Below are 24,133 nucleotides of genomic sequence, written 5' to 3'. Positions count from 1 at the left end.
TCCAAAAAAGATTAAGTTACAAATAATTAAAGCATAAGGTCATAATAATGAAAGTAAAATCCTATGTTATTGGCATAACTGGTCATAGAGATTTTGATGAAACGAGTGATAAGCTGTTATCTGAAAAGCTAAGTTCCTTTTTAGATGAACTGAAGGAGTTATTGCCTAATACTCCTATTGAAATTATTTCAGGCATGGCTGATGGCGCTGATCGCCTGTTAGTTAAAGAAGCCTTAAAGAAGAATATTGCCGTTAGCGCGGTATTACCCCTGCCTGAAGAGCAGTATAAAACTGACTTTTCGATAGCATCTTATCAAGAGTTTCAACAAATCATTGCCGACAAAAACGTTAAGGTAACAACCTTGTCTGTAGCAAATATTGATTTAACTGTCGCAAAACAGCAAGGCGATGAGCGTAATAAACTTTATCATGCACTCGGGAAGTATATTGTTGAGCAATCAAATTTAGTCGTTGCTGTTTGGGATGGTATTAACTCAGGCTTTAAAGGAGGCACCGGCGATGTAGTATTAAGCTATTTACAGGCTAAAGATATTTCAGCAGAAATTACTAATGAATGTATTAATATAGTCGGTGAAAATATTGCCGTTAATCAAAGTTCTCCTTCAGTGTTTTGGCTGCCAGTAACTAAAAAAACTAATGAGAAACAAAGTTTTCATCAAGTAACAAAAAGGGATAATGCAAGTTACATAACAGGTTTGCAAGGACCTTATTCGATAAAAATACAGAGTGATATACCGAAAAATCTCTATCGAGAAATTCAAGAGTTAGATGAATACAACCATCAATACCAAACATTGTTATCTCAAAATAAAATTAGTACAGAGTACAGTTTACTATCAGGCTATCAAGAAGTTGAAAACAATAACAATAAAGAAATATTAAAGAACATCGATGATGAATTTCTTAAAGCAGATGCCATCGCTTTAGCCAATCAAAAAAAATCTGACGGACAATTTAAATTGTTTGCTTATATGGCGGCTATGATGGGATTATTCTTTTTGGTTTACGCTAAAATAGTCGCGAGCAAATTTCTATTAATTGGCTACTTGATATTATTTCTTGCAGGTTGGTTGTTTTTTAGACGCTCTGAAAAAAGTAAATACTTTACTCGTCATTTAACGGCACGAGTTTTAGCTGAGACCCTAAGAACGCAATTTTATTTAACCCTAATTAAACGACAGGACACTTCAAAAGTAGTTGATTTAATGGCTACAACAGGGGTCAGCCAATTTTCAGGAGCCAGCTGGCTTAAACAAATAGTGACTTCAGTATGCGCTGATAAAAGCCTGCAAGTTGTTGAGCAAACAGATAAACAAAAAAATGACAATATGGCTTTTGTTTGTCAACACTGGGTAATAGATCAAGCAGAGTATTTTGATAAAAAAACACAGCTGTTATCGTCACATCATCATCAGTTAGAAAAAATAAAGGGCCTGCTATTTATCGGTTCAGGTTTGGCAACTATTTCATTAATATTATTTAAATATCAACTAGTAGATATTATTTTATTTGCCCATGTTGACGCTAAAACTTTTACCGTTTTATTGATGGGTTTATTGCCTTTTTGGTTGGCTGTATGGGAGCTTTATCAAAATAAAATGGCGATAAAAGAATTGTTATGGCAATACCGCAACCAGTCACTTGTCTTTAACCAAGCTCAACAACAGCTTCAAAACGTAACAACCCTTGAGCAAAAGTCTGATATTTTAGCTGATTTAGCTCACCATTCAATGATGGAAAATTATATTTGGATTATCCATCGTTATCATCGTGAGCATGAGCCGCCAACAGCAGGTTAATCGACACTTACTTATATTAACCTGAAGTCGGCTTAACGCATATCTGTCTAGTCGCTATATTACTTACTTCTACTCAGCAATCAGCTGGTTTAGCGTATAGCTAGAGCCATTATTACCTAATTTAGTCTTCATATAAGGTAGTATTTCTTCAAGCTGAGCCGTTAATTGCCATGGCGGGTTAACGATAAACAAGCCAGTACCCGTCATGCCATACTCATCAGTATCACTTTCTAGGCAAAACTCGACTTGCAATACATTCTTGACCGAACTCTTGGTGAAAGCATGGCTCATTTGCTCAACGAGTTCGCGTTTAACAACGGGATACCAAAGAATGTAAGTGCCTGTTGAAAACTTCTCATAGGCCTTAATTATTGTCTTAACGGCTTTTTGATAATCTTCTTTAAGCTCATAAGGCGGATCGATAAGTACTACACCACGACGACTTGGTGGCGGTATTAAGCCAAGCACACCTTGATAACCATCAGATTGTTTAACAAACACTTTACGCCAGCGCTGGCAAAAATCTTCTAAGTGTTGAATATCTGTCGGATGTAATTCAAATAAATGACTACTGTCTTGACGACGAACAAAGGCTTTAGCTATGCCAGGAGAGCCTGGGTAAACTTCAAGCTCATCACCGGTGCTTGAATTAAGGTTAAGACTCTTAATCAGCGATAAATAAGGTTCAAGTGACTCAGGTGCATCTTCATCGTTAATAATTTTTGCAATACCGTCTTTATACTCACCTGTTTTTTGAGCATATTCTTCGGCCAATTGATACATGCCAGCCCCTGAGTGACTATCGATATAATGAAAGCCTTTTTCTTTACGAGTCATATAATCTAAAACAAGTGATAAAACACTATGCTTTAGTACATCGGCAAAATTGCCAGCATGAAAAGCGTGACGATAACTAAGCAAGGTAATTCCTTAAGCGGGAGTAATGGTAAACAATGAAAATACGGCTATCAAAAATGGTTTGATAGCCGTTATATATTTTAAACTTAAACTTAAACTTAAACTTAAACTTGGCTTGCTAAGTACTCATCATAAGTACCGGCAAAATCAATATAACCGTCTTTGGTTATTTCAATAATACGCGTAGCGATGGTTGAAACAAACTCTCTGTCGTGGCTAACGAATAACAAGGTGCCTTCGTATTGCTCTAACGCCATATTTAACGATTCAATTGATTCCATGTCCATGTGGTTAGTTGGTTCATCAAGCAGTAATATATTAGGATTGTGCATCATTAGCTTGCCAAACAGCATACGGCCTTTTTCACCACCTGATAATACTTTAACTGACTTTTTAATATCATCGGCAGAGAAAAGTAAGCGACCTAAATAGCCACGAACCGCTTGTTCATCATCGGTAGGTTGACGCCATTGACTCATCCAGTCAAATAAGGTCATGTCAGTTTCAAATTCAAATTCATGATCCTGTGCGTAATAACCGATATTGACATTTTCAGACCAAGTAAACTCACCTGAATCTTGCTGGTACGCTACTTCGTTCATTAACGTACGTAAAAAAGTGGTTTTACCAATACCGTTTTCACCGATAATAGCGATACGTTCACCGACTTCAATTAATGCTGAAATATCTTTTAGTACATGGTTATCATCAAAACTTTTATTTAATTTTTCAATAACCAAAGCATTACGAAATAATTTCTTTTCTTGCTCAAAACGAATGAACGGATTACTACGACTTGATGGTTTTACTTCATCTAACTGTATTTTATCGATGCGCTTGGCACGAGACGTCGCTTGTTTTGCTTTTGATGCGTTAGCTGAGAAACGAGCAACAAAGGCTTGAAGTTCACCAATTTGTGCTTTTTTCTTAGCGTTATCTGACAATAAACGTGCTCTTGCTTGCGTAGCAGCCAACATGTATTCGTCATAGTTGCCTGGAAATACGCACAGCTCACCATAATCTAAATCGGCCATATGGGTACAAACACTGTTTAAGAAATGTCTATCATGAGAAATGATGATCATGGTTGAATTACGTTCATTTAACGTTTCTTCTAACCACTGGATAGTGTGAATATCCAAGTTGTTGGTCGGCTCATCGAGTAACAAAATATCAGGATTTGAGAAAAGTGCCTGAGCAAGTAATATACGTAACTTAAAACCAGGCGCGATTTCGCTCATTAAACCATAATGTTGTTCAATAGCAATACCAACACCAATTAACAATTCACCAGCACGACTTTCAGCGCTGTAACCATCCATTTCAGCGTATTCAGACTCTAAATCACCAACTTTCATACCATCAGCTTCGCTCATTTCAGGCAAAGCATAAATGCGGTCACGCTCTTCTTTTACTGCCCAGAGTTCGGTATGGCCCATGATCACAGTATCAATAACACTATTGGTTTCAAAAGCGAACTGATCTTGGCTTAATTTACCTAAGCGTTCGCCAGTATCAAGACTAACGTTGCCAGAAGTTTGCTCTAAATCACCACCTAATATCTTCATGAAGGTAGATTTACCACAACCATTTGCGCCAATTAAGCCGTAACGATTACCGCCACCAAATTTTTGTGAGATGTTTTCAAACAAAGGCTTAGCGCCAAATTGTTGAGTGATGTTATTTGCAGCTAGCATGTAGAGTTATTCCTATCGATTTTTAATAGGGCGAATTATACATTATCTTTCACAGAGCGCCATTTGTTCACGGTAATAATCAGTAGCATTTATAGAAACATCTTTATTGTGCGCGACATAACCTATTAGCTATACCATCAAATAGTAAGAAAGCAGCACAATGACAACTATTACTAATGCTGTGCTATTCAGCAAATTTCATAATTTCACATATACTTATAAAGTCAACGGTAAGTGCATTTCAGGGAGGAGGTTAGCAGTGCAAAATTAAAATAAGAGGCAATATTATGAAAACAGGCATTAAGCTTTTATATTTAATCGTATTTGTATTTTTTGCTATAACATCCAAGCCTTTAAGATTATTAGGCTTATATCATCAAGAGCGTTTTTTAAGTGTAGCAAAAGAGGTCGGTGTAAAATTGTCTACAGATAAAGCGGTATGGCTTACCGATAAAATATCGAACAGAACACAAGAATTAAAGGACTTTATTGGCAGGCAAGAAACTTTCGACCCGACGCATAAGGTTGCAGTATCGTTAACTGATGAAGTTAACGATCTTGTTGGGGCGCTGGTTGCTGAAAATACCCAAAGTACTATATATCGATGCTTTGTCTGGTTTACCTAACCTATAAACCAATACATATTCCTAGATGCATTCTACTATCAAGATAAATGTAACTATTTTTTTGATTACCTTGATAAAATTCTACTCCCTGCATAAACTTTTTAGCAAAATCATGCTTTTTATGGTTTAACTTTTAGGAAGCACAATGGCTAAAACAATATTAGTAGTAGATGACAGCATAGTTTCACGCATGATGATAAAAGCAATTATCGAATCCCACCTTCAAGGGGTAAATATTATTGAGGCTGGCAATGGTGAGCAAGCGCTTGATAGGGTTGATAAAAATAAAGCTATTGATATTGCCTTTATTGATTTTAATATGCCAGGTATGACAGGTCTAGAGTTGATTAGTGCATTAGCCGATAAACTGACAATCCCAAAAGTGGCGCTATTAACCGCGAACATTCAAAATGAAATTAGGGAGCAAGCATTAGCTGCCGGTGTAACTTTTCTGAATAAACCAGTCAACGAAGAAGTTATTGCTACTTTTTTACATAATTAGTCGAATTTTCAACTTATGAGTAATCCTATGCAAGATAATTTAACTTCCCTTGAAATTGATGCCTTGACCGAAATTTTCAATATTGGTATTGGTCGAGCAGCTAATTCTTTGAATCAAATGGTGTCTCAAACGGTTGACTTAACTATTCCTGAAATTGAAATATTGCCGAATAAAGTAGCTAAACAAAAGTTAGACTTTGATTCAGGAGTTGATATTAGCGCAGTAACTCAGCGCTTCTCAGGTGACTTTCAAGGTCAAGCGTTGTTGATGTTTACTAAAGAAAATGGCTTACAGTTAGTGAGCTTATTACTTGGTAATAAAATACCCATAGAAGATTTATCTGAATTAGAGCAAGACTCTTTAGTAGAAATAGGTAATGTCATTTTAAACGCATGTTTTGGTACCGTAATTAATTTCTTACAATCCTCTATATCAATCGAAATGCCTGAGTTCATTCAAGGCAATATTGATAAAATATTTACTTATAGCAGTGATAATGATTGGTCACTGTACATTAAAGTTAAGTTTTCTTTGCCAAGTAAGCATATTGCCGGACATATATCATTTATTATGGATATCACCTCATTAGAAGTATTTCAAGAGTCAGTACGAAAATTTGTCTTTGGGATAACTAGCAAAGTAGGGTCATAGGTGGGATAGTTATGGCAAATCTATCGAATGATATTTTATATTCTGCTTTAAACCAGTTATCAGTTGGCATTATTATTATTGATGAGTCTCAATCTATTGTCTTTTTTAATCAGTGGCTTAGTGATTGTTCAGGTTTGGAATTAGTAGAGCAGGAGGGCAAGTACTTAGGTGATATGTTTCCACAATATCAAGACTCTAGGCTAAGTAATGCCTGTGAATCTGCTTTAACTTTAGGTTTGCCGTCGCGTTTATCCCATACCTTTAATCCAACACCTTTGCCTTTGTATCAAAAAAATTTTATTGGCGATGCAAAATATATAATTCAACAGCAGATCAGTGTTAAAAGAATTCCCATTAATTCATCAAAACAACTTTGCCAAATAGTGATTGATAATGTCACCCATATGGTTAAAAAAGAGCAAACATTACAAAAATTAGCTGATGAAAATAAAATCCAACGGCAAAAGGCAGATGTAGCTAACCAATCTAAATCTCAGTTTCTCGCCAACATGAGCCACGAAATAAGAACGCCCATTAATGGTGTTTTAGGCATGCTCACTTTGTTAGCGGATACCCAGCTAAGCCAAACGCAACGCCATTTTTCAACTCTTGCCACGGTGAGCGCTGAAACATTATTACATTTAATCAACGATATATTAGATTTTTCAAAAATAGAGGCCGGTAAACTTGAAATAGAAAAGGTAGCCTTTAATCTATCTGATTGTATTGCTGAAACCGTGCAAATTATGGCGATTAAAGCACAAAAAAAAGATATTGAAGTCATTGTTGATACTACCGCGTTGATAGATGAATTTGTCATTGGTGATCCTAGTCGATTGAAACAAGTCATTGCTAATTTGCTAAGCAATGCCATTAAATTCACTGAAAAGGGGGAAATCAATATCACAGTTGAGACCATTGAAATTGATTCGACTCACCTCAAACTTTTGGTCAATATAGCGGATACAGGTATCGGAATTCCCGGAGAAAAATGCGCAGGTCTCTTTGATGCATTTACCCAAGTGGATGCATCTACAACGAGAGAATATGGCGGAACTGGACTTGGTTTAACCATCGTTAAGCAACTATGCCAACTCATGGGAGGTGACATAGATGTTAAAAGTCAACAAGGGCTGGGCAGTCAATTTATTTTCCATTTGAGTTTAGAGAAAGCAGAGCAAGTAACAAAACCTCTTAAACGGTTTAAGGAGAAGCCAGTATTAGTGATTGACTCGAATATAAATAGTGGTGAAATTTTGAGTACGCAGCTACAACTATGGGGTCTTAATGTTGAATTAAGTAATGCAAAACATGAGACGAAATTACTGTGTGAAAAAATTGAAAATAATAATTTTTCAGTGTTATTACTCGATGCAAGCCTAGATACCTCTTTACTTGAAAACATTTTAAATTCACTGACTAATAGCAATAAGTCACAGCCAAATAAAACACAAGTTATCTTGCTCACACTAATGGATACTAGCAACAGTGCGTTATTGACGCCATTATTGACGCCATTAATGACAAAGCAATATGTTCATAAGTTAACTAAGCCTATTATTGCTAAAAACCTTTATCAAGTATTAACACGTACCTATTCATCAGAAACAAGGGCACCAGAGGGACTTTTGTTAAAGCCACTTATAGAACCTCAACTATTACCTGATAATGAGCAAGTGAGAATATTATTAGTTGAAGACAATCGAATTAATCAAGAGGTTGCACTGGGACTATTACGTAAAATGGGTCATAGAGCGGATGTGGCTAAAAATGGTGTACAAGCATTAGAGCTACTACAGAAACGTCAACTATCACAGCCGTATAAATTGGTGTTAATGGATTGCCAAATGCCTGAAATGGATGGATATCAAGCAACTATAGCAATCCGTTCAGACGATAAATATGAGTTGACTAGTCAGGTCAATATTATTGCGATGACGGCTAATACCATGAAAGGCGACCAAGAGAAATGCTTAGCGGCAGGTATGAATGATTACCTGGCTAAGCCGATTAATCCAAGTTTGTTAGCAGAAAAAATAAAATTTTGGTTAGCCAACTAGCGTAATGCCCTCATCTTAATGAGAGCATCATTAAACATGTATTACTTACCTTTTTTCCTATCCGAGAATTGATTGTCAGAAAAACGAGTTAAGCCTTTTTTGTGCGTTGGTGTTTTCTGACCTGGACTCGTTTTAAACCCCTGAGAGTTATTTTTACCCTGTCTATCTTTATTGGTTAATTGTTGCTCTCCACGAGTCTCTCTTGGCACAAGACAATTTGGTGCGGAGCCAATAAGTTTAGTTAAGCCCATTTTTGTGAGCGCTTGGCGGATCTGCACCCAATTGACAGGATCGTGATAACGTAATATTGCTTTGTGTAATCGTCGTTGAATTGTTCCTTTAGGCACGTTAATTTTTCCATCTAACTTGGCTAAATTTTTACTGGTGACATTACGTAGCGAATTAAGCTCAGTATGATACAAGGTTGTTGCATTCGCTAAAGGCGAAGGGTAAAAATTCTGTACCTGATCTAACTTAAAGTTGTTTTCTTTCAACCAAAGCGCTAAGTTCACCATATCTTTGTCAGTGGTGCCTGGGTGCGCAGAGATGAAATAAGGGATCAAGTATTGCTTTTTACCGGCAAGCTTTGAATAATGATCAAACATTTCTTTAAATTTGTCATAACTGCCCATGCCAGGCTTCATCATATTATCAAGCGGGCCTTGCTCAGTATGTTCAGGGGCAATTTTTAAATAACCGCCGACATGGTGAGTTGCAAGTTCTTGCACATACTCAGGATGCTCAATAGCTAAATCATAACGAACACCTGAAGCAATCAATACCTTTTTAATACCTTTCACTTTACGTGCTTTGCGGTATAACTCTATGGTTGGGGTGTGATCTGTATCTAAGTGACCACATATTGTAGGCCAAACACAGGAAGGCTTTCTACACGTTGCTTCGGCCTTTTCACTTTTACAATTAAGCTGATACATATTGGCGGTTGGTCCACCAAGATCTGATATAACACCAGTAAAACCAGGTACTTTTAGCTTAATATCTTCAATTTCATTGATGATAGATTCATGAGAACGACTTTGAATAATACGCCCCTCATGTTCGGTAATAGAACAGAAAGTACAACCACCGAAACAGCCGCGCATGATATTAATCGATGTTTTGATCATATCATAAGCAGGTATTTTAGCTTTACCATAACTCGGGTGAGGTACGCGTTTATAGTCAAGACCAAAAACACCATCCATTTCTTCAGTTGATAATGGTTTGGCTGGCGGGTTTAACCAAATAAGACGAGTACCGTGGCTTTGTACTAATGGCTTTGCAGAGGTTGGGTTAACTTCTTGATGAAAAATACGTGAAGCATGAGCATAAAGCACTTTGTTTTCTTTTACCTGCTCAAAGGTGGGTAAATAAATGTAAGTTGTTTCCCACGGCTTAGATTTTTTGTCCCAGGTTTTATTTCGATAATCAGCTATTTCAATTGGCTGTGCTGTTTTAGTTATATCATTATCTGAGAGTGAGGCTGCTGTTTGCGCCTCGTTATCACTACAAGACTCAGGCGTAATTTCTGCATAAGGGCTATGAATAGGATCAATTTTACCGGGTCTGTCGATATCGCGGGAATCAATACCTTGCCAACCTGGGAGTACTTCGTTGGTTAAAAAAGCACTTCCCCTAACATCGGTAATGTTTTTAACATCTTCACCACGGGCGATGCGATGGGCAATTTCAACTAATGGACGTTCTGCATTACCAAAAACTAATAAATCAGCTTTTGAATCAAACAATACAGAGCGACGTACTTTATCTGACCAATAATCATAATGCGCTATTCTACGCAAACTTGCTTCTATACCACCAATAATTACCGGAACACCTTTAAAGGCTTCTTTACAGCGTTGAGTATAAGCCGTTACAGCACGATCAGGGCGTTTTCCACCCTCATCATTTGGCGTATAAGCATCATCATGACGCATTCTGCGCTCAGCTGTATAGCGGTTAATCATTGAGTCCATGTTACCGGCAGTAACACCAAAAAATAAATTAGGCTTACCTAATTCCATGAAGGCATCTTTTGTGTCCCATGCGGGTTGTGCGATTATACCAACTCTAAAACCCTGTGCTTCAAGCATACGACCGATAATAGCCATGCCAAAACTTGGGTGATCAACGTAAGCGTCACCTGTGACAATAATAATATCGCAGCTATCCCAGCCGAGTATGTCCATTTCTTTACGAGACATAGGTAAGAACGGTGCCGTGCCGTAGCACTCAGCCCAGTATTTTGGATAATCAAATAATCCTTGCTGAGTTTTCGAAATTATTTGTTTTTTTACTGAAGTCATATCACCATTCCCGTTGGGGGTTAACCGATTTTTGATCGTTGCATTGCGAAACCACTTTGCTACCCAATCGTTGTGTCTCTAAATTAGAGTGCCGCTAGATTATACTAGTGCAAATAGCGGGCGCGAGATTATATCAGATAATTCATCTTACCCCAAACAAATCTGTTTGTTTTTTGAACAGCTAGGCAATGTAATGTTATTTTACACTTGGATTGTATAATGTTTACAATGTTAGTGGCATTTGTTCTAATCTATATGAGATAAAATTCAGTAAAAAACTAATAAAAATAGTGAATAACTAAAATAAAAATAACCCATAGTGATAAAAGATTTTTGAGGAATATATGAATAATAAGTTAAAAAACAGTTTGTTAGCGAGTGGTATTGTTGCCGCATTAGGCTTGACTGCATGTGATAAAAATAATGATATTGCTACCGAAACAAAAACAACTACAGTGCAAGCAGCTCCTGATGCAAAAGAATCGGTGAACGCAACCAAACAATTAGCGTCGTTATATTTGCAAGCTAAGCAAAGCCTTTTTAAACAGCGCGCTTTATCAGCCACTATGTATGGCTTATCTCAAGAAGATGTGGGTCAAGCCGTTAGTAGTAAAATGGAAATTTATAGCCCTGAAAATGAGAAGAAACTAAGAGCAGAGTTATTATCATTATCCAATAAAATTGCTAATATCAAGCTAAATGATGCTGATATAACCACGAAAAACAATCAACAAGTTATGTCTGGATTAACGCGGTACTTTGCTGGTGAGCCAAACTTTACTATAGGTTTTATTGATACATGGATGGGACTTTCTCCTTTTATTGTTAATCAAATCAATGGCCCCTTGATTGATATCCCACGTATTATGCAAAATGATCAGCCAATCACAACTGAACAAGAAGCATTAGATTACATTGCACGTTTGGCACAGTTTGATCAATTGGCTGCAAGTATTATTGAAAAACAAGCGGCAGATGCGGCTCAAAACTGGTTACCATCAAAAGTTACCCTACAAGGTGCACTTAAATATTTAAACGGATTTACTCGAGTACCAGCTGAGCAACACCCATTTGTCAGTGTTTTTCGTGAGAAAGTAGAAAAAATTGAATCACTAAGTGCAGAGACAAAACAGTCGTTAACCAGTCAAGTTATCACCGAAGTATCTCAAGTTGTTTACCCAGCTTATCAGTCAGTTGAAAAGGCCAGTGAAAAATTACTGGTTAACGCTCGTGCTGAGTCGGGTATATGGGCACAACCAAAGGGTAGTGATTATTACCAAGATGCGATTAAGCAATTAGGTGATAGTGAATTAACGCCGACTCAAATTCACCAACTTGGCTTAGATGAAGTGGCGCGTATAAGTGGCGCGATGGATAGTATTTTACAGGATCAAGGTTATAAGAAAGGCTCGGTTGGTGAACGCATGGTCGCGTTAAATGAAGAGCCGAGATTCTTATATGAAGATTCAAAAGCAGGACGGGAAGCATTACTCAGTGATATTAATAGCTATATTTCTGAAGTAACGACAAAAATGGCGCCAGTATTTAAAACTACGCCAAGTTATCAAGTAGAAGTAAAAGCATTCCCGGTAGAAGTGCAAGATGGTGCACCTGGCGGTCAATATACGTCACCGGCTGTTGATGGTAGTAAACCAGGAATTTATTGGATTAATTTACGGGATATGAAGGCAAATCCTAAATTTGGTTTAAAAACGTTAACATATCATGAGGCAAATCCAGGACATCATTGGCAAATTGCTTTGAATTTAGACCAAGCTGAATTACCTTTTTTACGGAGAATTGCACCGTATAACGCATATGCTGAGGGTTGGGCCCTTTATTCAGAAAAAGTCGCTTATGAACTAGGCATGTATGAAAATGATCCCTTTGGTGATTTAGGTCGTTTACAAGCTGAATTGTTTAGAGCTGTGCGTCTGGTCGTTGATACTGGTTTACACGATAAGCGCTGGACTCGTGAGCAAGCTATTACCTATATGTCTGAGCAAACAGGTACTGCAGAGTCTGATGTTATTGCCGAGATTGAGCGTTATATGGCTTGGCCAGGTCAAGCGTTGGGTTACAAGCTTGGCATGTTAAAAATATTAAGTTTACGAGAGCAAGCTAAAAAACGCTTAGGCGATAACTTTGATTTAGCAGAGTTTCATGATGTAGTACTTTTAAATGGTGCAGTACCGATGAAGGTCTTATCACGTAATATAAACCATTGGTTAGACACTAAGTCATAAGTTACTGAAACCTACCTTCCAAGCTTTAGTTAGGTTGTAGATATTAAAAGACCGTATTGTTTTAAACAATACGGTCTTTATTTTTTAATTTGAACGAAGTTTGATCAGTGATACCGTGATTCTTTTTTCGTTTTAATTACTTTAGTGTAATTGTTTACTGTTTAATGAAATTTCATTCTTTCTATTATTTTTAAGCAGCACACATTGAGTTTCACCTAAACGCGCACAGTTATCGAGCGCGGCAATTTCATCTGCGGCAAAAGATGCATTTGAAAGAATAACAGCAGAACAATTACCACGGCACAAAACATTTTTTATTTGTTCTATATCTAAATGAGCAGACTTCTCATCAAGTAAGTTATTCACCTTATTTTTACCTTTGAAGCTAACACAAAGCACTTTAGAAATATCAACACCATGTGTTTGTGCTAACTGCTCTAATGATGACTCTTCAGGGTTGATAAACAACACCCATTTTTTTTCTTGATTATGTTGCTGGCAAATAGTGGCATAGTGCGACGACAATTCATGATGATTATCAACATTGGTTAACTTCAACCAAACCTGCTCTGTAGCTGGAGAACTGATAGCATTAGTGATACTTGACTTGATACTTGATTCGATAGTTGTATTGGTCGTGAACATAGTTTTTGCCTCGTGCTAAATAGTGAAATATAACTATACTGTATGGATGTACAGTATATGGTATTTGGTTGCTATTCAAGCATTATTTGCTGTTTTTTGAACAAAATAATTTTAGTAAGATTTAATTTTTATATTTTGAGATACGTAAAATAATAAATTAGGGCAGGCGAAGGAATGAGTAATAGTTGATTAACAGGATTGAGATCAATCTAGCCTTCAAGTTTTGTAATTAGCACGAGTGAGTATTCACTTAATGAAATGAATACAACAATAAATGATAGGACAACGCATTAGGGGGTACATAGTTCTGGACAGTTATCAGGTATATTTAGAGCAATTATTTATTGGCTTACTAAATGTACAATAGGTAGTGAAATGTTCCCGTCTAAGCCATATATGGTGGCTAGGTATAAGGTATATTGAATGGTAAAACAAAAGATATATACAGATTACCACGCAGAGTCATGTGTATGAACTTTGAATGGTAAGGGGTAAGGGGTAAGGGTTAGCGTTGTACGTATTTAATGGTGGTTTAATTTAGATTAAGGCTCTAGTGTTGATAACTGCGCTTCAAATTGTTCCGTACCTGCTTTTACTTGGTAAAGTTTTACCAGTAGGTAATTTAGTTCTGGCGCAAACCAAGCATAAGTAATGCGTTTTTTATCAAGAACTTCTCGTTTTAAGCGGATGGTTTTAACTAAGCCATAAGGGAGAATAAGCTCTTCTTCACCATCATATTCATATTGATAATTCTTGATTGAACCTTTAGCGCTAATGACCTGATATACAAAGCGTTTTTGTGCAGGGTTCTTAATTAAGTCGATACGATTTTGTAGATGATAACTCAGTTTATCTAACAGACCATCAGTAAAATCTAATGAGATTTTGTTATCTTTTTTCAAATCAGTAGCCGTTTTACCTGCTAAATCATACTGCCATTGATAGTATTTATCTCGACCTGTCCCCTCGCGCTGATAATCATAGCTCAAGGGTATAACTTGATTTTTTACTATATTAACGATGGCAGTTTCGCTGCGTTGATCAGAAAAAATTAACCAACTTATATCTGTTTCATAATGATATTTAACTTTACCATCCTCAAGATAACTCAGCTCTCTGATCGCTTTACCTACGGGATCTGATTTATGCAATAAGGTGTACGTTGCACGATAAGCAGGAATGGTTGCCGAGAATGATTTTTTTTGTGTCACTACGTTTGATGATGCGGGTGTTTGAATATCTGTAGTTGCTGAAGCCAACAAAGGTAATGTTAAACACAGTAGAGAGAGAAATTTTTGCATAAGAGGCAAATAATCCAGAAGCCATTAGTAGTAAATATACTAACAGCTTCTGTAAGAGTGGGAGCAACAATTTAGTAATTATTTGTTGTACCTGTTGACGAGCAATATAATGCAGTTAACTATATTAAGCGACAGAGATTAATCGTTAGCATAACCTGAAGCGGATAAAATATTATCATCTAATACTGCGTTATCGCCCTGCATGCTTAGGCGTTTTTCAGCAAACCACTTGACGACTAACGGGTAGATACGGTGCTCTTGCTCATGTACTCGTGCAGCTAAATCATCACAATTATCACCTTCAAATACTGGAACTTTGGCTTGAAGGATAACTGGGCCCCCATCAAGTTCTTCAGTAACAAAGTGTACACTTACACCGTGCACATCATCTCCGGCATCAATAGCGCGTTGATGCGTATTTAATCCCTGATATTTAGGTAAGAGAGAAGGGTGTATATTGAGCAGTTTTCCTTGATAATGCTGAACAAAGCTAGGCGTAAGAATACGCATAAAGCCTGCTAAGACAATTAAATCGGCATCAAAACAATCAATTTTCTTGATGAGTGCTTGATCGTAATCTTCACGGCTATCAAAGTCTTTATGAGAAAGAGCTACTGTAGCAATGCCAGAAATCTTAGCACGTGTTAGGCCATATGCCTCTGATTTATTTGATACTACCCCAACCACTTCCGCGGGGTAATTACTATCAGAACAGGCATCTATAATGGCTTGTAAGTTAGTGCCGCCACCAGAGATCAAAACTACTATTTTGCTCGACATATATTTTCCTATTTCGTTGATAAAGGATTAATAAATAATTAATAAAGCGGAGATAAATAAAAGGGGCTAGTAAATAGCCCCTTTATAATAGATTCGCTTGTTCAAACAGTTAACTGTTTATGCAAAAACAACAGGCTCTTCGCCGTCAGCTTTATCAGCGATTTCGCCAATGTGCCAAGCATTTTCACCATGTGCTGCTAATATTTCAATACTCTGAGCTACTTTATCCGCTGGTACTACGATAACCATGCCAACACCACAGTTGAAAGTGCGGTACATTTCATGTTCAGTAATGTTACCGTTTTCTTGTAACCAGTTAAAGATGCTCGGCCATTGCCAGCTATCACCTTTAATAACAGCTTGTGCTGTTTCAGGTAATACACGCGGGATATTTTCCCAGAAGCCACCACCAGTGATATGAGAAAGTGCATGAACATCTACATTTTTAAGTAACTCAAGTACAGATTTTACGTAAATCTTGGTTGGTTCAAGTAAATGGTCAGCAATTTTCTTGCCTTCTAGTAACTCATTAGTATCAGTGTTATTCACTTCTAATACTTTACGAATTAAAGAAAAACCGTTTGAATGTGGACCTGAAGCGCCAAGTGCAATCAATTGATCGCCAGCTGCTACATTAGTACCATCAATCAAGCGAGACTTTTCAGCTACACCAACACAAAAACCAGCGATATCGTAATCGCCTTTGTGGTACATACCTGGCATTTCTGCAGTTTCACCACCAACAAGAGCACAACCTGCTTGAATACAACCTTCCGCAATACCTTCAACTACTGATGATGCAACAGCAATATCAAGTTTAGCCGTAGCATAATAATCAAGGAAGAATAAAGGCTCTGCACCTTGTACTATAAGGTCGTTAACACACATAGCAACTAAGTCGATACCAACAGTATCGTGCTTAGCTAAATCAATAGCCAAACGTAATTTAGTGCCTACACCGTCGGTACCTGCAACTAATACTGGTTCTTTATAACCTGTAGGTAGTTGACATACCGAACCAAAACCACCTAGACCACCCATAACTTCTGGACGAGTTGTGCGCTTTACCGCACCTTTAATGTTTTCTACTAGGGCATTACCAGCATCAATATCAACACCAGCATCTTTATAGCTTAATGACTGTTTTTGTTCGCTCACGGGAGACCTCAGAAATTACTGACAGTATTTAAAGGGGCGTATTCTACCAGCGCAAAGGCTCATACTCAAGATGATAAACAGTATCTTCGGATAGTTTTATTTTATTGGCGCATTTCTAAAGAATTTATTGAGATTTGCAGGTATTAATTACTGACTATGTGGTAAGATAATACATATGAAATCATAGAGTTTTTAAAGTTTTTAGTAGATATGTTTAGATTTCCTTTTGTAATAATTATAGTGGTCTTTGCGTTGCTTAGTGCGAGTTCGGCAGCCCTTGAAGTTAATGATCTTTACCAAGCTAATGTTGTTGTCGACTCTCAAGATCGGGCAGAACGTGAGCAGGCCATAAAAAAAGCGCTTCAAGGGGTGTTTTTGAAAGTTGGCGGGAAAAAGAGTGTCTTAGCGCATGATGTGTTAAAAAAAGCTCAAACAAAGGCGAGTAGCTACGTTAGTCAATACCGATATCAACGTAAAGACGAACAGCTGAGTTTGATTGTTAGCTTTAACGAAGACAAAATAAATCAATTATTTGAAGACGCTAATTTAGCCTTATGGGGCAGCTTACGTCCACAAGTTCTCTTGTGGTTAATTGATGAGCAAGGCACAAGCCGCAGTATAGTAGCATCCGATGCTGACTCATTAATTCCTATCAGTGTGAACGATTTTTCCATAGAACGTGGTTTGCCTATTATTATGCCTTTAATGGACTTAACCGATAGTGAACAAGTGCTGTTAAGTGATTTTTGGGGCTATTTCCCGGAACAAATTCAGCAAGCTTCATTGCGCTATTTTGCCGACACTATTGTGGTAATGAGAGTTTCTGATTCAAGCTTAGTTGATGAGAGTGTAGAAACTATCGGGTCAAATACAGTTAATGATGTTTCCTGTGGCTTGTTATGTGAGCAACAAGAGGTTGCTAGCCCTAAAGTGCTAGACTGGCGTGTATTCACTCAAGGTAGTCTTTATACCCAAAAATACCGAGGCGTTGATAAAGTTAGTTTGATTGAGCAAGGTTTATCTGACATTACAGCATTAATTTATCAATCTTATGCGTTATTAGCTTCAGCCGAAAATGACTTTATTATTGAAGTAAATAATGTCACCTCATTAAAAAGTGATATCCAGTTGTTTAATTTTTTAACGGATTTATCAGCGGTTAAAACGGTCACTTTACTCAGTGCCCAAAGTGATGTTCGCCAGTTTAAATTAGACTTAATTGGCTCAAAAGCTTCATTTCTAGCTTCATTAAAACTTAATAATAAGTTAACGCAGCAACTTGACGGCCTATTCGAGGGTTTTTCTCAAACGCAGCAATTTAATAATCCAGAAAATGTAACAATAGATCTTAATAACAGTAACACTGATCAAGTAAAGGTTATTGTTCTTGGCGAGACTGTTGAGAACACTGTTACACCCTTGATAACTAAACCTGATGTACATGTTAATAAAAGTACCACAGAGACTAATCCTACGTTAGAAACAAGCATCGATTTAAATGCTAACTCTGACGATGAACTAACCAAGAATGATCAATTGCAAATATTAACTGAAACACCACCACTTAAGATTGTACCCAAAATCCCCGTTTTTTATTGGGAGCAAGGATGAAGCAAGTCGCTCAATTAACCTTGATGGTGCAATTACCCGACGATGAAACTTTTAATAGTTTTAAAAGTGATATTAATCATGGGATTGTTAGCCAATTAAAGTCTTATATAGATTCTCAGCAATCAACACCACACAGTTTTTATTTGTTTGGTTTATCAGGTACGGGTAAATCGCACCTTATGCATGCAAGCAGTACTTATGCTGCTCAAATTGGCAAGTCGTCTGTTTGCTTATCTTGTGCCGAGTTAAAACAATTACCCGTGGAAGTATTAGATGGCTTAGAGCAAATTGATTTAATTTGTTTAGATGATATCCACTTAATTGCCGGTGATAAGCGCTGGCAACAAGCTATTTTTGATTTGTATAACCGTGTACTTGAACAAAATAATTACTTATTAATTTCAGGGAACGAAAGTGCTCAACAGTTAGGTATAAGTTTACCTGATTTAGTCTCAAGGCTTACTTGGGGGTTAACTGAGCAAATTAAGCCACTAGATGATGACGAAAAAGTTATTGCCATACAACATCGTGCTACGCAGCGTGGTTTGTTTTTATCAGATGAAGTGGTTAAGTTTTTACTCAATCGTTTGAGTCGAGATATGGGCAGCTTAATTACCTCACTTGATATATTAGATAAAGCGTCTATTCAAGAACAAAGAAAAATTACCATTCCTTTTATTAAGGAAGTGCTTAGCCTTCAGTAGGTAACGATAATATCAAGTAAAAGCATTAATAAAATCAAAAAACGCGACTAATTAAGTCGCGTTTTTTGTAGGGTTATCCTTTTGATAAATTATATCATTTAGTGCCGTGTATTATCTTGTTTACGGTAATTCAGTAATATACGGACTAATGAGCAGGTAACGGTTTTTGATAATAGCGGTTAAAGTTATTTACCGGCTCTACTCCTGCAGTTTTTGATGATGTAAGAGAAAATTCGTCAGGATTAGCATAACTTCTCAATCTTTTTGTTAAATCACTCAAACTTGATTCGCTTGGACTAATGGTTAAATTATCAATCCAACTGTCTCCTTCAACCATTTCAATAGGAGCCGGTACTAAGTTCATTGCCACTTGGCTGTCAAATTCAGGTAATACACGACTGGCGCTAAAAAGGACTCTAGCTCTTAATTTATCGTCACCAATGCGGCCACGTTGTCCCCAAGTGACCATATAATCTGCCGCTGTAATGTTTTCACCTATAGGCTGATTGGTGATAGCGACATCACGTATTACCGCAAAACGGTTTTGCATCATTAACTCTTCAAATAACATGGCGTAATCTTCACGTAAACTTGAGTAAGCATAAAAGTCTGAGGCACGATCAGGACTGAAGAAGCCTTTTATATCGACTGGCAAGTAGTTTTTTTGTGTTTGATTTGCTGTCTCACCAGCAAAACTCACTTGCCCTAAGTCACGCATCTCTTGGCTTGCTAATGGTAAGGTAATAGCCAATTCATCTGACTCGAAATTTGTACTGACAGCAGCATCAAGCACTCGTTGGCTGCTATTATGTACATACCATTCATTACTTGGAAAAAAATCATTGGCATGAGCGAGTTCATGGTACATCAGTGATGTTAAGCGAAATAAACCCTCGGATGCTGTTCGAGTAACACGGGACGATTTACTGTAACTGAAACTAGCGTAGTCATTATCTTTGACATAGCGCCACGGCATAACGAATTGTAAGTCGTTACCAAAATCAGCCCTAAAATCAGGTGCTTCATTAATAGTATCTCGCTCTTGAGGAGTTAACCAAAAGTTTTCTGCGTCTAAATATATGGCGCCTGTAGCAGCCCAATAAAATGAAGGGCGCACATCATAAGAGATAACGATTGCCGTCGTTGCTCTTAACAAGTTCTTTATATCGTTGTTAGTATCATTATTGGTCAAAAAATCCTTAAAGCGATCGCCCATCCATTGATGTGAAACTACAACGCGGTCCATAATATTTTCTATTGATGGGGCACTAGAAGAGCTTTTTACTTCTTCTGCTAGTAGTGGTGTTTTCGCTAAAGTACATGAGCTGCTTAAGGTATTAGAGTAAACACAAGAAACTAGATTATCAGCATAAGGGCTATTGCTATTATAGGGGAAAACCGAGGCTTTACGGTCTGAAAAATAAGCATTACTACCGATAGATGCAGCCGGCTCTATTAATACCGCTACTTGATCACTATAGGTACTGGTGTTATCTACATCAGTGGCTGTGACACTAAAGGCTATAATAGTATCAGAGCTAACATTTGGTGCATCAAAAAATATGGCTAATTCGCCGTCAGTGTTTTCTGTCGTTAAGCTAACACTAGGTCCAGACGTTTGCTGCCACACCAATGTATTTACATCAATCGTTTCGTGTAATTCACTTCGAAATGAGACCTTGTTTTCAGCTAATGCAGCATGAGATAAACGATTGGTAACTTTATGGTAACTTTCATTTACCGTAATACTTTTTGCTAAGGTTTGTTGAATATCGTTATTAAGGGTGAACCTAACAGTAAAACTGTAATCACCTGCAACAGTAGGGGTAAATGAAATAACTTTACTTGTTTTCGCTAAAATAGTGACAGGCTCTCCAGCAGTTTGCTGCCAGCTAATATTGCTGACGCTGTCAGTAGGGTAATGAAGAAGAAGATCAATGCCTTGGTTTATGTTTTGTGTATCATCTAGTTGTACTATGCTATTCACAGGATAATCCGTTTCATTAAAAGAATTACCATTACACGCCGTTAATAATGTGACGAGTAATAATGAGCTTAGTAAGTAGATATTTACAATAATTAAACGCATTTACTTCTTCCTTCTTATTTGTCTAACCAAAACAGTTAGCGCTATTTATTATCTGAATCATCGTTTTTCTTTTTTCGGATGCTCAGACCAAGTTCCTGACCACGGAATTTAGCATAATAAGTCGCACCAAAAAACATCGTACTAGCAAAAATCAACTCTAATATTGCCCATATTCTGTCCGCTGGCAATACCCAAAGTGTCGTTAAGCTGTGTAAAAAATAAATTAATACAATAAAATTAGACCAAGCATAGGTAAAAGGGTTGCCTTGTAACATACCTTTTAATGGAAATAGTAATGGCAGGGTAAATATCAGCAAAGCAGTAGGAACACTTAAGCTCTCACTGGGGCTGAGAAGGATTAGCCATAATGGCATGAAGATGAGTAATGAAAAGTATCCTGCTAGAGCTACTTTTTTATAATTACTCGTTGTCATTCTTTGTTTATTCATAAGACTGCTTATATATTTTAATGGGTTAACTGTATTATATCGTTAAAAAAATTCTAAAACATTTTCAGGAGGACGACCAATAATAGCTTTGCTACCATTGGTTACAATAGGTCGTTCAACTAATTTTGGTGTATTAGCCATGGCGTCAATGAGTACTTCTTCATTAGCTCCTTTTAAGTTTTGCTCTGAAAACTCAGTTTCCTTTACACGCATCATGTTAAGTGCCGAGCAATCAAGCTGTACTAATAGTTGCCTAATGTCATCATGAGACAGAGGTGTTTTTAAATACTCAACAATAGCAATGTCTTTGTTTACCTTTTGTGCCTGTTCTTCAAGTAATGCTAAAGTTTGGCGGCTTTTAGAGCACCTAGGGTTGTGATAGATAGTAAACATTGGTTGTCCTTTGGTAATTTACCGGTAATAAAAAGGTTATAAACGTTTTAAACGATTTTCTTGTTCTTGTAATTGTAAGATACGGGCCTTCACTCTTTTTTGCATTAAAGGCTGCTCTTCAAGAAAGGTATAACTGGTTTGTAATTCATCGACTGCTTTTGGGTATGCCCCAAGTAAAGCAAATACTTCAGCTTTACTCATATGCATTAAACCGGTTTTCTCTTGAGACCGATATAATGTGGTTAATATATCATAAGCGATAAAGTTGCCAGGATTGACTAATAAAAAGTCCTGTAATATTTGTGCTGCAAGATCATACTCTTTAACTGTGAGGAGTGCGTTGGCATAGTTTAAACTCACTACTTGATTGTTAGGCATAAATAAGTTTAATTGCTCAAGCATCTTAATCGCTTTAGTGGCTTGATTATTTGCTATATAAACATCAGTTAACGCATCGACATAAAATAAATTATTTTTATCATTTAACCTTAAGTGCTCTAATAATTGCAAAGCGTCAGTCGTTTGTTTGTTTTCAAAATAGGCTAAGGCTAAACCATATTGAGCCGCGGCCTTGATAGTGTAGCGTTTTTTAGATAATTGTTGCTTAAAAAAGCTGATATTTGATTTGGCATCGCCTTGGTATCGAGCTTTTAATCTAGCTTTAGTTAGTTCGAAATCTAGACTTGGAGGTAAAGGTCTTGCTGGATAATTTAATGCACGTTGTCGAGCATCGGCTATACGCGATTCTGGTAGTGGATGGGTAAGTAACATGGCAGGTGGTTTGCTAGCATAACGATATTTCGCAGACATTTTGCTAAAAAAGCTTGCCGCACCTTGGGGATCAAAATCACTACTGGCTAGCAAGGCAATACCGACTCGGTCAGCTTCTTTTTCATTACCACGAGTGTAGTTAATACTAGCTTGTTGAGTTACCGCCATACTTGCAGTTAGCGCGGCCATGCCAACCGTTGGATTGACTAAAGTAAGTAAAACACTAGAAAGCATTGCCGCCATGGTTAAGCTTTGGGTTTGGCTTTGCGATTCGAGGCGACGTGCTAAATGGCGCTGGGTAACGTGAGAAATTTCATGGGCAATAACAGAAGCTAACTCACTTTCGGTGTCAGCCGTAGTAATTAAGCCACTATGAATACCTACATGGCCACCAAAAAAGGCGAATGCGTTCAGCTCGTTATTATTGATCAGGAAAAACTCAAAAGCATAATTAACCCCTTGAGCATTTTTCACTAAGCTATTACCTAAATGATTTATGTATTCAATCAATACAGGGTCTTGCACGAGTGGTTGTGAAGCACGTAATTGACGCATCATCGCTTGACCAATTTGTAGCTCTTTATCAGTTGATAATACGCTGAAACCAGAAATACCTATATCGGGTAATTTATTTTTATTGTTATGGGTATCAACGGCGCTAGCATTAAAACTAGTTGCTGTAGCAATACTTAATGTTAATAACAAGGCAGTAAGCATGGGTTTGAGATTAAACAATATTACATCCTAGGGTCATAATTGAAATATACTTGCGTGGCTAAGCTTACTTAGGCTTATTAGGTAAGGATATTACCATTTCTTTTTGCTATTTCTTGATAAAACTCGGCAATACTATAACTTTTGACCGTAATAATTTGGAAAGATTCGCTTAATAATGTAATTAATTGTTCAACTTTATAGTGCGCGAATTTTAACAGCGCGATATCGGCTTCATCACCTTGTTGAAAACAATGGATGGAGAAGGCTACTAAGCTATTAATACGAAAGAGCATTTGCATTTTTTCAGGTAACCATTGATTAAAAGGGCAGTTGCCTTTATTTATCATATTTTGACTGACAATTTCACCATCAATAACAGGATAACAATGCAGCTCGTAGCCCATGTCATTAAATTCATGCCGTAAGCTAATCTGTGGTTTGTTTTTTACTTGGATACTACCATCAGCACTTTTACTTGCACCTAACAGATCTAAATTCCAGGCGTTTGGATTTAAAATCTGTTTATAAGGACTATCAAATCCATGGGTGAGTATGCCATCTAAATCACCTAAAGATGAAGAAAACAGATGATACAACGCGGAAACATCTCCCCAATTAATTTTCTTTTTATACGCATTAATTTCTTTTAAGTTAGCTTTGGGGCTTAATGAACTCATTTAATTAATATT

At 37.1% G+C, this 24,133-nt stretch carries 20 protein-coding genes; 8 read left to right on the top strand and 12 right to left on the bottom strand.

Annotated features, from left to right (window positions below; translation table 11 throughout):
• Nucleotides 1–47 precede the first annotated feature (47 nt).
• A complete protein-coding gene (locus CXF71_RS01200; RefSeq protein ID WP_101231167.1) occupies nt 48–1,820 on the top strand; it encodes a hypothetical protein in 1,773 nt (590 codons plus the stop codon).
• A gap of 69 nt (nt 1,821–1,889) precedes the next feature.
• Here CXF71_RS01200 and CXF71_RS01195 read toward each other — a convergent pair whose 3' ends face one another.
• Together CXF71_RS01195 and CXF71_RS01190 are read right to left on the bottom strand one after the other, a co-directional pair.
• Complete coding sequence (locus CXF71_RS01195; protein WP_101231166.1) at nt 1,890–2,741, bottom strand: 23S rRNA (adenine(2030)-N(6))-methyltransferase RlmJ; 852 nt, start codon at nt 2,739–2,741, stop codon at nt 1,890–1,892.
• Nucleotides 2,742–2,842: 101 nt separating this feature from the next.
• Nucleotides 2,843–4,435, bottom strand: a complete 1,593-nt coding sequence (locus CXF71_RS01190) for an ABC-F family ATPase (protein ID WP_101231165.1) — start codon at nt 4,433–4,435, stop codon at nt 2,843–2,845.
• A gap of 287 nt (nt 4,436–4,722) precedes the next feature.
• Here CXF71_RS01190 and CXF71_RS01185 point away from each other — a divergent pair, with 287 nt between their 5' ends.
• The 4 genes from CXF71_RS01185 to CXF71_RS01170 all read left to right on the top strand — a co-directional run bounded on the left by CXF71_RS01185 (nt 4,723) and on the right by CXF71_RS01170 (nt 8,274).
• Nucleotides 4,723–5,061: a hypothetical protein gene (locus tag CXF71_RS01185; protein ID WP_101231164.1), complete on the top strand. Its 339-nt coding sequence runs from the start codon at nt 4,723–4,725 to the stop codon at nt 5,059–5,061.
• Nucleotides 5,062–5,206: 145 nt separating this feature from the next.
• Nucleotides 5,207–5,563, top strand: a complete 357-nt coding sequence (locus tag CXF71_RS01180) for a response regulator (RefSeq protein WP_101231163.1) — start codon at nt 5,207–5,209, stop codon at nt 5,561–5,563.
• A 27-nt stretch (nt 5,564–5,590) separates the two neighbouring features.
• Nucleotides 5,591–6,214 (top strand): chemotaxis protein CheC, encoded by a 624-nt coding sequence (locus CXF71_RS01175; RefSeq protein WP_157826674.1) that lies wholly within the window; start codon nt 5,591–5,593, stop codon nt 6,212–6,214.
• A gap of 11 nt (nt 6,215–6,225) precedes the next feature.
• Nucleotides 6,226–8,274, top strand: coding sequence for an ATP-binding protein (locus CXF71_RS01170; RefSeq protein ID WP_101231161.1), 2,049 nt, complete (start codon nt 6,226–6,228; stop codon nt 8,272–8,274).
• A 41-nt stretch (nt 8,275–8,315) separates the two neighbouring features.
• Here the strand turns inward: CXF71_RS01170 and CXF71_RS01165 are convergent, their stop codons facing one another.
• A complete protein-coding gene (locus CXF71_RS01165) occupies nt 8,316–10,580 on the bottom strand; it encodes a YgiQ family radical SAM protein (RefSeq protein ID WP_101231160.1) in 2,265 nt (754 codons plus the stop codon).
• 344 nt (nt 10,581–10,924) lie between these two features.
• Here CXF71_RS01165 and CXF71_RS01160 point away from each other — a divergent pair, with 344 nt between their 5' ends.
• Nucleotides 10,925–12,826: a DUF885 domain-containing protein gene (locus tag CXF71_RS01160; RefSeq protein ID WP_101231159.1), complete on the top strand. Its 1,902-nt coding sequence runs from the start codon at nt 10,925–10,927 to the stop codon at nt 12,824–12,826.
• Between the two features lie 141 nt (nt 12,827–12,967).
• On the opposite strand, the gene CXF71_RS01155 is transcribed toward CXF71_RS01160, so the two are convergent.
• The 4 genes from CXF71_RS01155 to purM form a co-directional block, all read right to left on the bottom strand.
• Nucleotides 12,968–13,471, bottom strand: a complete 504-nt coding sequence (locus CXF71_RS01155) for a hypothetical protein (protein WP_101231158.1) — start codon at nt 13,469–13,471, stop codon at nt 12,968–12,970.
• 542 nt (nt 13,472–14,013) lie between these two features.
• Complete coding sequence (locus CXF71_RS01150) at nt 14,014–14,772, bottom strand: DUF3108 domain-containing protein (protein WP_101231157.1); 759 nt, start codon at nt 14,770–14,772, stop codon at nt 14,014–14,016.
• Between the two features lie 138 nt (nt 14,773–14,910).
• Nucleotides 14,911–15,552 carry a phosphoribosylglycinamide formyltransferase gene (gene purN, locus CXF71_RS01145; RefSeq protein WP_101231156.1) on the bottom strand — a complete coding sequence of 214 codons (642 nt, stop codon included), beginning with the start codon at nt 15,550–15,552 and terminating at the stop codon, nt 14,911–14,913.
• A 117-nt stretch (nt 15,553–15,669) separates the two neighbouring features.
• Nucleotides 15,670–16,710, bottom strand: coding sequence for a phosphoribosylformylglycinamidine cyclo-ligase (purM, locus tag CXF71_RS01140; RefSeq protein WP_101229593.1), 1,041 nt, complete (start codon nt 16,708–16,710; stop codon nt 15,670–15,672).
• Between the two features lie 210 nt (nt 16,711–16,920).
• On the opposite strand from purM, the gene CXF71_RS01135 reads away from it, so the two are divergent.
• Together CXF71_RS01135 and hda are read left to right on the top strand one after the other, a co-directional pair.
• Nucleotides 16,921–18,321, top strand: a complete 1,401-nt coding sequence (locus CXF71_RS01135) for a DUF2066 domain-containing protein (protein WP_101231155.1) — start codon at nt 16,921–16,923, stop codon at nt 18,319–18,321.
• On the top strand, nt 18,318–19,025 hold the full coding sequence (gene hda / locus CXF71_RS01130; protein ID WP_101231154.1) for a DnaA regulatory inactivator Hda: 708 nt from the start codon (nt 18,318–18,320) through the stop codon (nt 19,023–19,025). The genes CXF71_RS01135 and hda overlap by 4 nt, the downstream gene beginning before the upstream one ends.
• A 145-nt stretch (nt 19,026–19,170) precedes the next feature.
• Here the strand turns inward: hda and CXF71_RS01125 are convergent, their stop codons facing one another.
• From CXF71_RS01125 to CXF71_RS01105, 5 genes are read right to left on the bottom strand one after another with little or no spacing between them, the layout of a single operon-like run.
• Complete coding sequence (locus CXF71_RS01125; protein ID WP_101231153.1) at nt 19,171–21,114, bottom strand: hypothetical protein; 1,944 nt, start codon at nt 21,112–21,114, stop codon at nt 19,171–19,173.
• A gap of 41 nt (nt 21,115–21,155) precedes the next feature.
• A complete protein-coding gene (locus tag CXF71_RS01120; protein ID WP_101231152.1) occupies nt 21,156–21,563 on the bottom strand; it encodes a DUF2069 domain-containing protein in 408 nt (135 codons plus the stop codon).
• A 42-nt stretch (nt 21,564–21,605) separates the two neighbouring features.
• The gene (gene arsC / locus CXF71_RS01115; RefSeq protein ID WP_101231151.1) at nt 21,606–21,956 is read right to left on the bottom strand and encodes an arsenate reductase (glutaredoxin); all 351 of its coding nucleotides are present in this window, start codon (nt 21,954–21,956) and stop codon (nt 21,606–21,608) included.
• A 36-nt stretch (nt 21,957–21,992) separates the two neighbouring features.
• Nucleotides 21,993–23,462 (bottom strand): beta-barrel assembly-enhancing protease, encoded by a 1,470-nt coding sequence (locus CXF71_RS01110; protein WP_232771334.1) that lies wholly within the window; start codon nt 23,460–23,462, stop codon nt 21,993–21,995.
• A 59-nt stretch (nt 23,463–23,521) separates the two neighbouring features.
• A complete protein-coding gene (locus CXF71_RS01105; protein WP_101231149.1) occupies nt 23,522–24,121 on the bottom strand; it encodes a hypothetical protein in 600 nt (199 codons plus the stop codon).
• Between the last annotated feature and the right edge of the window lie 12 nt (nt 24,122–24,133).

This window comes from Colwellia sp. 12G3 (assembly GCF_002836775.1).
Lineage (GTDB): Bacteria > Pseudomonadota > Gammaproteobacteria > Enterobacterales > Alteromonadaceae > Colwellia.
This window is presented reverse-complemented; position numbering and strand designations above follow the sequence as displayed.

What these genes read in the sequence shown, in the direction of transcription:
- CXF71_RS01200 (WP_101231167.1), top strand. Translation starts at nt 48, where the DNA reads ATGAAAGTAAAATCCTATGTTATTGGCATAACTGGTCATAGAGATTTT.
- CXF71_RS01190 (WP_101231165.1), bottom strand. Translation starts at nt 4,435, where the DNA reads ATGCTAGCTGCAAATAACATCACTCAACAATTTGGCGCTAAGCCTTTG.
- CXF71_RS01185 (WP_101231164.1), top strand. Translation starts at nt 4,723, where the DNA reads ATGAAAACAGGCATTAAGCTTTTATATTTAATCGTATTTGTATTTTTT.
- CXF71_RS01180 (WP_101231163.1), top strand. Translation starts at nt 5,207, where the DNA reads ATGGCTAAAACAATATTAGTAGTAGATGACAGCATAGTTTCACGCATG.
- CXF71_RS01175 (WP_157826674.1), top strand. Translation starts at nt 5,591, where the DNA reads ATGCAAGATAATTTAACTTCCCTTGAAATTGATGCCTTGACCGAAATT.
- CXF71_RS01170 (WP_101231161.1), top strand. Translation starts at nt 6,226, where the DNA reads ATGGCAAATCTATCGAATGATATTTTATATTCTGCTTTAAACCAGTTA.
- CXF71_RS01165 (WP_101231160.1), bottom strand. Translation starts at nt 10,580, where the DNA reads ATGACTTCAGTAAAAAAACAAATAATTTCGAAAACTCAGCAAGGATTA.
- CXF71_RS01160 (WP_101231159.1), top strand. Translation starts at nt 10,925, where the DNA reads ATGAATAATAAGTTAAAAAACAGTTTGTTAGCGAGTGGTATTGTTGCC.
- CXF71_RS01155 (WP_101231158.1), bottom strand. Translation starts at nt 13,471, where the DNA reads ATGTTCACGACCAATACAACTATCGAATCAAGTATCAAGTCAAGTATC.
- CXF71_RS01150 (WP_101231157.1), bottom strand. Translation starts at nt 14,772, where the DNA reads ATGCAAAAATTTCTCTCTCTACTGTGTTTAACATTACCTTTGTTGGCT.
- purN (WP_101231156.1), bottom strand. Translation starts at nt 15,552, where the DNA reads ATGTCGAGCAAAATAGTAGTTTTGATCTCTGGTGGCGGCACTAACTTA.
- CXF71_RS01135 (WP_101231155.1), top strand. Translation starts at nt 16,921, where the DNA reads ATGTTTAGATTTCCTTTTGTAATAATTATAGTGGTCTTTGCGTTGCTT.
- hda (WP_101231154.1), top strand. Translation starts at nt 18,318, where the DNA reads ATGAAGCAAGTCGCTCAATTAACCTTGATGGTGCAATTACCCGACGAT.
- CXF71_RS01125 (WP_101231153.1), bottom strand. Translation starts at nt 21,114, where the DNA reads ATGCGTTTAATTATTGTAAATATCTACTTACTAAGCTCATTATTACTC.
- CXF71_RS01120 (WP_101231152.1), bottom strand. Translation starts at nt 21,563, where the DNA reads ATGAATAAACAAAGAATGACAACGAGTAATTATAAAAAAGTAGCTCTA.
- arsC (WP_101231151.1), bottom strand. Translation starts at nt 21,956, where the DNA reads ATGTTTACTATCTATCACAACCCTAGGTGCTCTAAAAGCCGCCAAACT.
- CXF71_RS01105 (WP_101231149.1), bottom strand. Translation starts at nt 24,121, where the DNA reads ATGAGTTCATTAAGCCCCAAAGCTAACTTAAAAGAAATTAATGCGTAT.